The organism is Parabacteroides sp. merdae-related_45_40, from assembly GCF_001915675.1.
This window is the reverse complement of sequence record NZ_MNQY01000068.1, coordinates 1-10,533: the sequence shown is the minus strand read 5'-3', so window position 1 is coordinate 10,533 and position 10,533 is coordinate 1. Positions and strand designations below refer to the sequence as shown.

The 10,533-nt window shown below is 46.9% G+C and carries 9 protein-coding genes; 6 read left to right on the top strand and 3 right to left on the bottom strand.

Features of this window, described 5'->3' with window-relative positions:
* The coding region (locus BHV83_RS10140; RefSeq protein WP_286757468.1) for a PepSY-associated TM helix domain-containing protein at positions 1-918 on the top strand (918 nt) is incomplete at its 5' end.
* Positions 919-1,091: 173 nt separating this feature from the next.
* Here the strand turns inward: BHV83_RS10140 and BHV83_RS10135 are convergent.
* Together BHV83_RS10135 and BHV83_RS10130 are read right to left on the bottom strand one after the other, a co-directional pair.
* Positions 1,092-1,694 carry an OmpH/Skp family outer membrane protein gene (locus BHV83_RS10135; protein WP_005635946.1) on the bottom strand — a complete coding sequence of 201 codons (603 nt, stop codon included), beginning with the start codon at positions 1,692-1,694 and terminating at the stop codon, positions 1,092-1,094.
* A gap of 28 nt (positions 1,695-1,722) precedes the next feature.
* A complete protein-coding gene (locus BHV83_RS10130; protein ID WP_046452357.1) occupies positions 1,723-1,941 on the bottom strand; it encodes a hypothetical protein in 219 nt (72 codons plus the stop codon).
* Between the two features lie 147 nt (positions 1,942-2,088).
* On the opposite strand from BHV83_RS10130, the gene BHV83_RS10125 reads away from it, so the two are divergent.
* The 5 genes from BHV83_RS10125 (at position 2,089) to BHV83_RS10105 (ending at position 9,798) form a co-directional block, all read left to right on the top strand.
* Positions 2,089-3,546, top strand: a complete 1,458-nt coding sequence (locus BHV83_RS10125; protein WP_046452358.1) for an aminoacyl-histidine dipeptidase — start codon at positions 2,089-2,091, stop codon at positions 3,544-3,546.
* 158 nt (positions 3,547-3,704) lie between these two features.
* Positions 3,705-5,168, top strand: coding sequence for a hypothetical protein (locus tag BHV83_RS10120; RefSeq protein WP_155143525.1), 1,464 nt, complete (start codon positions 3,705-3,707; stop codon positions 5,166-5,168).
* Between the two features lie 86 nt (positions 5,169-5,254).
* Complete coding sequence (locus BHV83_RS10115) at positions 5,255-6,247, top strand: endonuclease/exonuclease/phosphatase family protein (protein WP_286757467.1); 993 nt, start codon at positions 5,255-5,257, stop codon at positions 6,245-6,247.
* Between the two features lie 35 nt (positions 6,248-6,282).
* Positions 6,283-7,953 (top strand): M23 family metallopeptidase, encoded by a 1,671-nt coding sequence (locus tag BHV83_RS10110; protein WP_119216317.1) that lies wholly within the window; start codon positions 6,283-6,285, stop codon positions 7,951-7,953.
* Positions 7,954-8,049: 96 nt separating this feature from the next.
* A complete protein-coding gene (locus tag BHV83_RS10105; protein WP_005635940.1) occupies positions 8,050-9,798 on the top strand; it encodes a phospho-sugar mutase in 1,749 nt (582 codons plus the stop codon).
* A gap of 69 nt (positions 9,799-9,867) precedes the next feature.
* Here the strand turns inward: BHV83_RS10105 and cdd are convergent, their stop codons facing one another.
* Positions 9,868-10,344: a cytidine deaminase gene (gene cdd / locus BHV83_RS10100; RefSeq protein WP_005635939.1), complete on the bottom strand. Its 477-nt coding sequence runs from the start codon at positions 10,342-10,344 to the stop codon at positions 9,868-9,870.
* Positions 10,345-10,533: the final 189 nt, after the last annotated feature.

The following is a 10,533-nucleotide window of genomic DNA, read 5'->3' as shown; positions in this document are numbered from 1 at the left end:
TCCATCAAAATAAACGGGATACGGGTTTCCTCCGACCCCAAACGGACCTACCAACTGATTTTACCCGGAAAAAAGGCTGCTTGCTTTATCAATCCCTACACCGGAGAAATTACCGGCATAGACGATGGAAAAGGGTTCTTCATGAAGATAATGCGCCTTCACCGTTGGCTGTTGGACGAATATAAACGGGATGGAAGTTTCGCTTGGGGTAAAACTATTGTCGGATATTCAACCCTGGTACTGGCCATTATTATCATAAGTGGTCTTGTCATCTGGTATCCGAGAAACAAGAAAGCACTGAAAAACCGGCTCAAAATCAAAACAAAAGCCGGCTGGTTCCGCTTCCTGTACGATCTACATGTCTCCGGAGGTTTCTATGCAGCTTTACTTTTGCTTATCCTGGCATTGACTGGTCTAACCTGGTCGTTCGGTTGGTATCGTGACGCGTTCTATACCGCGTTCGGCATCAGCACAACATCTAAACAGACGCACGCTCCGACATCTGCCGTCCCCCCAAAAACAGCAGGTGAAAGAGGTTCGAAGAAACATCCCAAAACCGATTACACACAATGGGCCGAAGTCTTGGCCGATTTACAAAGCCGTTATCCGGAATATAAATCGATCTCCATCCAAGACGGATCGGCAACCGTTTCTACCGCTGCCTATGGAAATACAAGAGGAAGCGACCGTTATTCCTTTGACCCGGCTACCGGCAAGATCACTGAAATTCAATTATACAAGGACCTCCCTAAATCCGCCAAAATAAGAGGATGGATCTATTCCGTTCATGCCGGAACATGGGGAGGATTGACAACCCGGATATTAAGCTGTCTGGTTTCGCTCTTAGGGGCTGTCTTTGCCATAACCGGTTACTATTTCTGGATCAAGAAGAAACTCCGGAAGTCCAAACAAAGGTAAACAAGAACAAGCATGCTTCGCTTGCCGTAAAGCATAGCTTTGCAATAGCTAAAGCATAGGGTTACAAGGTCTAATGCATAGCATTATCCTCCCAAGGAATCCTTAGGGCCACAATCAAAAAGGGCTGCCCCGTGCGGGACAGCCCTTTCGTATATATCTATATGTTTTATTCCTTACTTACCGGAAGAGTAGTTCTTATTCAGCACTTCGAGAAATTCGGCAGTGATGTCGTATGCCGGATTAGATAACAAAATATTGTCACCCATTGTATTGCTGAAAATGATCTGATAACCTTTTGTCTGGTTGAAAGTCGTCAACTGGGCGACGATCGTATCGCGAAGCTGTCCGTTCAGCTCCATCTGCTTGGCAGCCAACTCTTGTTCTTTCTTAGCCGCATAGTTCTGAAGTTCCTCCTGCTTTTTCTGCAAACGGTTTCCTTCCTGCTGCGCTCTTTCCGTAGTAAGGAAAGCATTGGCTTCATATTTACGTTGGAAATCATTTAATTCTGTCCGTAAGGCATTTGACCGCTGAGTCATATCTAAACGATAGTCTTCCTGCATCTTGAGAATACGTTCATTCAAATCTTTCGAATAGTTGTAATTCGATAAAAGAGAGTCTACATTTACATATGCCACAGGGAGCAGATTGGTAGAATCTCCCTCCGTTGTGAAAGCCGGAGCTACTGTGGATTCTTTTTTACTGGAAAACTGCATAACAAACAGGATTATGACAGCTACCGCGAGCACACCATTAATAACGTAGTTAATGTTCTTCATAAAGTGTAAATTAAATCTTTATTTTATTTTATTCTTCTATTTCTTTTATTTTATCATATAGATTCTTCCGCAAACTATCTCTCTTATGCTGGGTTTTAGCACAGCATATACCTTTCTCCCTTAGTGCCGCATTACCTTCAATGTGTGTATTCGGAAACTTCCCTCCCTTTTTGAAAATCACTTTTACACTGAGCAACACAACACAAATAACAAGAATTATGACAGTAATCAATAACGTTGTAAGCATTTTCTCTATATTTGTGGACGCAAATATAAGAGTTTAAGTGATTGGAAAGTATGTTTTTGATATTTAATTGTACTTTTTTTCATACAACCCCCTGTTTGCAGTGGTATTATTAACTATAGAGTAACATCTATAATACATTGTAACATTATGAAGATTACTGATTTAAAGCCTGAAATCGTCTGGAAGTTCTTCCACCAGGTAACACAAGTGCCCCGTCCTTCAAAGAAGGAGGGAAAAATGATCGAGTTTCTTGAATCATTCGCCAAACAGTATAAAATAGCGATCAAAAAAGATGCCGTAGGCAACATCCTGATGTCTAAACCGGCTACTCCCGGCAAAGAAAACCTGCCGACAGTCGTTTTGCAATCCCACATGGACATGGTCTGCGAAAAGAATAATGGAACCGCACATGATTTCGACCACGATCCGATCGAAACAATCGTCGACGGAAACTGGCTTCGCGCCAACGGTACGACTCTGGGTGCCGACAATGGCATCGGTGTAGCCGCCGAACTGGCGATCCTCGCATCCGATGATATCGAGCACGGACCGATCGAATGCCTTTTCACCGTAGATGAAGAAACCGGGCTGACCGGAGCCAAAGCACTCGAAAAAGGATTCATGACAGGCGATATCCTGCTGAACCTCGATAGCGAAGACGAAGGTGAAATCTTTATGGGATGCGCAGGCGGCAAAGATACGCAAGCGGTGTTCCATTACGAACCACGTGACACCAATCCGAACATGCAATACTTCAAAATCGAAGTGAAAGGCTTGAACGGCGGACATTCCGGTGGCGAAATACACAAAGGGTTGGGCAATGCCAACAAGATTCTGGTGCGCTACCTGTACCTGTTGAAAAATCAAGCCGATTTCAACCTTTGCTTCATCCACGGCGGTAACCTCCGCAACGCTATCGCCCGCGAAGCGCAAGCGACCATCGGTCTGTATCCGGAAGAAAAGGAAGCAGCCCGTATTCTGCTGAACCATTTCACAGCAGATATCGAAAACGAACTGAAACATGTAGACCCGAACGTACAGATAACAATGGCATCGACCGACCGTCCGGACAAATACATCAGCGACTATGATGCCGAAAAACTGATTTTGGCTTTACATGCCTGCCCGCATGGCGTGATCGGCATGAGCCACGACATCGAAGGGCTGGTGGAAACCTCCACCAACCTGGCTTCTGTCAAGATGGGAGATGACAGCACAATCATTGTCGGCACAAGCCAGCGCAGCTCCATCGAGTCTTGCAAGAACATGATTGCCAACCAGGTCGCATCTGTTTTCAAGTTAGCCGGTGCACAGGTAACTCACGGCGACGGCTATCCGGGTTGGGCGCCTAACCCGGATTCAAAGATCCTGAAAGTGGCACAGGAGACCTATAAACGTTTGTTTAACAAAGATGCAAAAATAATGGCGATCCATGCAGGACTGGAATGCGGCTTGTTCCTAGAAAAATATCCGAATCTGGATATGATCTCATTCGGACCGACGCTTCGGGATGTCCATTCCCCCAACGAACGCATACAGATTGATACCGTTGGATTGTGGTGGTCTCACTTACTCGAACTATTAAAGAACATCCCTGCAAAATAAATCGATACATTTCTCGTTATAAAAGAGGATTAACATTCAACAGATGTTTTTCCTCTTTTTTTATGTTAATGCCCGAAAACTTATTTATAATAAATTTGTTTTCTTATTGACATTATATGGTAAATAACAGTTTACCTGGACTATTAATAATTAATGAAATGAAAAAATTAGCCGCTCCGTTACTCATATTATTCTTTATAGTGCTCAACCTGTTGTCGTGTGACGGGCTGGACGAAAACTATTCGAATAACCCCAACCATCGGCTGAGCTTCTCGGTTGACACACTTTCTTTCGATACGGTATTCACCACAATAGGCTCCGCAACCAAAGAGTTCATGATCTATAACCGCAATGACCAACCTTTGCTGATCAGCGAGATCATGCTGGCAAGCGGCGAAGAAACCGGTTTCCGCATCAATGTGGACGGGCGCAAAGGCGACCATTTCCAGGATGTAAGGATACAGGCGGACGACAGCTTGTATGTTTTTGTGGAAGTGACCGTCAATCCGAACGCATCCAACCAGCCGCTGCTGGTGGACGATTCCATCATCTTCACCACAAACGGAGTCAAACAGTCTGTCCGCCTCGAAGCATACGGACAAAATGTAAACCTGTATAAAAACGGGCTTATCCTGACACAAGACACGCATTTTACAGCCGAACGGCCCTACCTTATATATGACAGTCTGGTTATTTCTCCCAACATCACGCTCAACATCGATCCGGGCGCAACGTTCTATATGCACGACACAGCGAAAGTCATCACATACGGGACATTGCTGGCCAAAGGGACACGCGAAAATCCGATTGTCTTCCGCGGAGACCGTCTGGATTTCATACTGAACGACATCCTGCCCTACGACCGGACACCATCACAATGGGGAGGGATTTTCTTCCGTCCGGAAAGCTACCATAACATTATGGACAATGTCATCGTGCGAAACGGAAAAACAGGACTGACATTCGAAAAGTCGTCACCGGACGAATCCAAACTGAAACTAAGCAATTCCCAAATCACGAATATGGGAGAGCACCTATTCTCTGCACGCAATTGCAAGATTGAAGTAACCAACACGGAATTGACCAATGCCGGAGGAGGTGTCGTGGTTCTGATTGGCGGGAACTACTGTTTCGTCCATTGTACGCTTGCCAATTTCATGACATTGGAAAAACGGACCACGCCTTGCCTCACGATGGCAAACAATGCGAATGAAGAGGCTTATCCGCTCAAAGCGACATTCGACAACTGCATCATCGACGGCAGTTTCGATGCTGGCAAAGAAGCATATAAAGGAGAACTCAATCTATCCGTCGACGGTGCGGCATCATTCGAATACCTGTTCAACCATTGCGTAATCAAAACGAATGGCAGCAACAATGACCACTTCAAAGAGGTATTGTTCACCAATACCAGTCCGTCCTACAGGTTAAAAGGTGGCGAAAAAAACAAATACCGTTTTGATTTCCGTCCGGATTCGCTGACGACCTTAGGAGTGGGGAAAGCCGATATCTTCGTCACGCAGCAATATCCGGTGGACCGCTACGGCATAAACCGCCTGACAAACGACGGTCCCGATATCGGAGCCTACGAATTCGTACCGAAAGAAGATGAAACAAAATAAAACGATATGGCCAGAACCTTAACTATGACGTTTTTATCCTGACATTGTTTTCTTTGCCTTCACAAGGGCAAACAGACTTCCGCGTGATGAGCTACAACGTCGAAAACCTGTTCGACACGAAAGACGATCCGCTTACGGCGGACAATGATTTCCTCCCCTCCGGCAACCGCCACTGGACGTCCGGACGGTTTTACCATAAACTACAACAACTGGCAAAAGTCATCACAGCAGCGGGAGAATGGAGCACTCCGGCTTTGATCGGACTTTGTGAAGTCGAAAACGATTCCGTACTTGTCCGGCTTCTGGATTTCACCCCACTCCGCCGGCAACATTACCGCTATTGCATGACACACGGACAAGACACGCGAGGGATTAATGTAGCATTTCTTTACCAGCGGGACAAGTTCCGCTATCAGGGACACACGGAACATCCAGTCCGTTTTACCCGCAAGCAGCATAAACATACCCGTAATATCCTGCATGTATGGGGAGATGTGATTACCGGAGACCGGATCGATGTCTTTGTCTGCCATTTTCCCTCCCGTTACGGAGGAGAAAAAGAAAGCGAACCGGACCGTTTGGATGCCGCACGTACCCTGCGTACATTATGCGACTCGATCCACAACCTCCGTCCTGCCCCACACATCCTGATTATGGGAGATTTTAATGATACGCCGGACGACACGAGCATCCGGGAAATACTGGATGCCCATCCGATTCCAAATCCATGCCTGTCCGGTTCAGGTTCCATGCCTATGAAACCTCGGACGAATGCTTATCCATCTCTCCTTCTATACAACCTGTTTGCCAAGAACCGGTCAGTTCCTCCTGGAAGTCATAAATATCAAGGGGAATGGAGCCAGTTAGATCAAATCATCCTGTCGTCCTCTCTCACCGACACCACCTCCCAGATGCAGCTCATCCCAGGAAGCGCCCGCATCTTTTCACCGTCATTCCTGCTCATAAAAGATAAAACCTGGCGTGGCGAACGCCCTTTCCGCACCTACTATGGCTTCAAATACGAAGGTGGCTACAGCGACCATCTCCCTTTGATCGTCGACTTTCTACTATTGAAATAAATGATTACTTTTGCTTTTCTAAATACAGATAGAATATGTACAAACGATATATCGCCATACTGTTTTTTTTCATACAGACAATAAGCGCCCAACAACTCCGCCAGCCATTCGATTTCCCGATCTTGTTGAGCGGAAACTTCGGGGAGTTGCGCAACAATCATTTCCATTCCGGAATAGATTTTAAGACACAAGGAGTTGAAGGGAAGCCCATCCACGCCGTACAGGACGGATACGTATCACGTATATCCGTCAGTCCGTGGGGATACGGAAACGGTTTATACCTGACACATCCGGACGGAACGACAACCGTCTACGGTCATTTGCAACGATTCGCCCCTTCCATCGCCCGATATATCAAGACACAGCAATACGAACAGGAAAGCTTCAACGTGAACTTGTTCCTCGACCCGGACCAACTCCCAGTCAAAAAAGGAGAAATTGTCGCTTATAGCGGAAACACCGGAAGTTCGGGAGGCCCGCATCTCCACTTCGAAGTACGCGACACGGAAAGTGAAGAGGTACTCGATCCTATCGAATATTTCAAAGAGAAGATAACCGACACCCGCGCACCGAAAATACAGGGAATCCTGGTCTGCCCGCAACCAGGCAAAGGAGTGGTCAACGGCAGCAGCCGTAAACTGGAGCTAAAACCGGTCACGGCCAAAAACGGCAAACAAACCATCACCGGCAAGATCGAAGCTTGGGGAGAAATCGGGCTGGCGGTCAAAGCCTACGATTATATGGATAATACGACAAATATCTACGGAGTGAAGGATATTACCCTCCGCCAAGACAGCCAGATCATCTACCATAGCAACCTGAACCGCTTTGCTTTCGACGAGACCCGTTACTTGAACAGCTATGTCGATTATGAGGAATGGAAAGAGCGTCGCTCCTTTTATATGCGCAGCTTCGTAGAACCAGGTAACCGCCTCCGTTTTAACGAAAGCATCAACCGGGGAATCATCCATATAGAAGAAGAGAAAACGTATCATCTCACGTATACGCTCGCCGATGCATTCGGCAACACAACTCGCCTCTCCGTTTGGATAGAAGGGAAAGAACAGGAGATTCCGGAGATCGAGACCGAAGGTACAGAGCTGTTTCATTGGATGGCCGACAACCGGTTCGGAGCAAAAGGTATCCGGATGACGATCCCGAAAGGAAACCTGTACGACGATCTTTATTTCCGTTATTCGGTAAAAGAAGACAGCACGGCATTGGCAGACACGCACATCCTGCATAACCGCCCCGTTCCGCTTCACAGCTCGGCCCGGCTGTCCTTGCGTTTACGAGTCGACACGCTGGAAAACAAGCAGCAATATGGTATCATCCGCACTCAGAAAGGACGTCGATCCTGGATCGGCGGCACTTACCGGAACGGCTGGATCGACGGCACGATCAAAGAACTTGGCAATTATACGGTCGGGCAAGATCTCAAAGCACCGACGATCACCCCGTTGGGCGCCAACACATGGATCAGCAAGCAGGCATTCGTTTTCCGCCTGTCCGATAACCTGAGCGGCGTACAAACCTACCGGGGAGAAATAGACGGGCAGTACGTCCTGTTCGAAATGAACAGCAAATCGGTCATTACCTACAAGTTCGATAAAGAACGGCTCGAAAAAGGGAAACACACCCTCAAACTAACCGTTACGGATGCAGCCGGAAACCGGTCGGAATACAAGTATTCTTTTGTCTGGTAAATAAAAAGACTGAATCTTGGAAATTATCAATTTATTTGTACCTTTGTTAATTTCAAAATCAGGATTTCTTTAAATTAAAAGCAAGACATATAGGTCATGGAAAACAAGGAACTGTTAGAAATGGTAAGAAGCAAGGCGCAAAGCTGGCTTACTAAAAGTTATGACGCTGAAACACGTGCACAGGTGCAGGCTCTGTTAGACAACGAAGATCCGACGGAACTGATCGAATCATTCTACAAAGACCTGGAATTCGGCACAGGAGGTTTGAGAGGCATCATGGGAGTAGGTTCGAACCGTATGAACATCTACACGGTAGGAGCAGCCACACAAGGCTTATCCAACTATCTGAAAAAGGAATTTGCCGATCTGGACCAGATCAAAGTTGTCATCGGCCATGACTGCCGTAACAACAGCCGCAAATTTGCTGAAATCTCTGCCGACATTTTCTCAGCAAACGGCATCAAGGTGTATCTGTTCGAAGACCTTCGCCCGACCCCTGAAATGTCATATACCATCCGCAAGTTGGGATGCCAGAGCGGTATTATCCTGACAGCTTCGCACAACCCGAAAGAATATAACGGGTACAAGGCGTATTGGGACGATGGTGCCCAGATGATCGCTCCGCATGACAAGAATACGATTGCCGAAGTCAACAAAATCCGTAATGCCAGCGAAATCAAGTTCAAAGGCAACAAGGAACTGATCGAAATCATCGGCAAGGAAATCGATGAACAATATATCAACGACCTGACAAAGATTTCTTTGTCACCGGAATCCATCGCACGTCACCATGACATGAAGATCGTCTACACGCCGATCCACGGAACAGGCGTGACGGTTATCCCGCCGACATTGAAAGCATTCGGTTTCACGAATATCATCCATGTACCCGAACAGGACGTAGTAAGCGGCGACTTCCCTACCGTTGTTTCTCCCAACCCGGAAGAACCGGCGGCTTTGGCTCTGGCAGTTGAAAAGGCCAAGGAAACAGACGCCGAGCTGGTATTGGCTTCCGACCCGGATGCAGACCGAGTAGGTGCAGCCGTTAAGAACAACGAAGGCGAATGGGTATTGCTGAACGGTAACCAGACCGCTTTGATGTTCGTCTACTATCTCATCACCCGCTGGAAAGAACTCGGTAAGATCAACGGCAAGGAATATATTGTCAAGACAATCGTTACGACCGAACTGATCCGTACGATCGCCGAGAAGAACGGTGTCGAAGTGTATGACGTTTACACCGGCTTCAAATGGATCGCCGATGTCATGAAGAAGAACGAAGGAAAGAAGAACTATATCGGTGGCGGTGAAGAAAGCTACGGCTTCCTATGCGAAGATTTCGTTCGCGACAAAGATGCCGTTTCTGCTTGTGCCATTCTGGCTGAAATCGCAGCCTGGGCGAAAGACCAGGGTATCACGATGTACCAGTTATTACAGAACATCTACGTTCAGTATGGTTTCTCTAAAGAAAAAGGAATCTCCGTTGTAAAGAAAGGCAAGAGCGGCGCTGAAGAGATTGAAGCGATGATGAAACACTTCCGTGAAAACCCGTTGCAGGAAATCGCCGGTTCCAAAGTTACGTTATTCTACGACTACGCTTCCCTGAAAGGTAAAGACTATGTTGAAAACGAAACACTGACATTGGATATGCCGACAACCTCCAACGTCCTCCAATATTTCACAGAAGACGGAACGAAAGTATCTATCCGTCCTTCCGGCACGGAGCCGAAGATCAAGTTCTATTGCGAAGTCCATTCCAAAGTAAAGAGCCTCGACGAACTGCCGGCTGCCGAAAAAGCAGGAGCAGAAAAGATCGAAGCGATAAAGGCTTCGTTAGGAATCTGATCCCGGACAAACAATAACCGAATATAAAAAAGGAAGAGCGCCCGTTGTTTACGATAGCGCTCTTCTTTTTTATTTCAGATCTTTCGCCCCAAAACAAAGCGGCAACAGTGATTCGGCACTCTCTGCCACCACAACCTCTTTCGTTCCGCACAACAAAACCTTCATCGGCTTGCCATAGCGTTGTTCCGCCTCCAACAAAACCTGGCGGCATGCACCGCAAGGGGAAATGCTCTCGACCTGCCGGCCATTCGTGGCGGCTGCAATGGCAAGAGCGACAACAGGCATATCCGGATATTGATGACCGGCATGAAACAACGCCACCCGCTCCGCACACAGACCGGAAGGGTAAGCGGCATTCTCCTGATTACTGCCGGTTATGATCGTGCCGTCCTCCAGCAAAGCTGCCGCTCCGACATGAAACTTCGAATAAGGGGCATACGATTGTCCCGTCGCTTTTATGGCCGCCTCCATTAACCGCGACTCTTCTTCCGGTAGTTCGGCAAGAGAATAAATCCGGATTTTTGTCTCCAACTTGATTTCTTTCATGAAATAACACTCTAAATGATACAAGCAAAAATAAAGAAAATATAGAGAAAGCCCAAATACATTCGTGATAAACAATAGCCATGTTTCTATTGTCTGTCTCGTCCTGAAATAGGTTGACTTCATAAAAGTCAACAAAGATGAAAAAAGAGAAGTCATTGACTCGTCGCAAGGGTGAACCTTATCCTTTGG

Excerpts from the sequence above, each read along its gene's own strand:
- BHV83_RS10135 (WP_005635946.1), bottom strand. The coding sequence starts at position 1,694 with ATGAAGAACATTAACTACGTTATTAATGGTGTGCTCGCGGTAGCTGTC.
- BHV83_RS10130 (WP_046452357.1), bottom strand. The coding sequence starts at position 1,941 with ATGCTTACAACGTTATTGATTACTGTCATAATTCTTGTTATTTGTGTT.
- BHV83_RS10125 (WP_046452358.1), top strand. The coding sequence starts at position 2,089 with ATGAAGATTACTGATTTAAAGCCTGAAATCGTCTGGAAGTTCTTCCAC.
- BHV83_RS10120 (WP_155143525.1), top strand. The coding sequence starts at position 3,705 with ATGAAAAAATTAGCCGCTCCGTTACTCATATTATTCTTTATAGTGCTC.
- BHV83_RS10115 (WP_286757467.1), top strand. The coding sequence starts at position 5,255 with ATGAGCTACAACGTCGAAAACCTGTTCGACACGAAAGACGATCCGCTT.
- BHV83_RS10110 (WP_119216317.1), top strand. The coding sequence starts at position 6,283 with ATGTACAAACGATATATCGCCATACTGTTTTTTTTCATACAGACAATA.
- BHV83_RS10105 (WP_005635940.1), top strand. The coding sequence starts at position 8,050 with ATGGAAAACAAGGAACTGTTAGAAATGGTAAGAAGCAAGGCGCAAAGC.
- cdd (WP_005635939.1), bottom strand. The coding sequence starts at position 10,344 with ATGAAAGAAATCAAGTTGGAGACAAAAATCCGGATTTATTCTCTTGCC.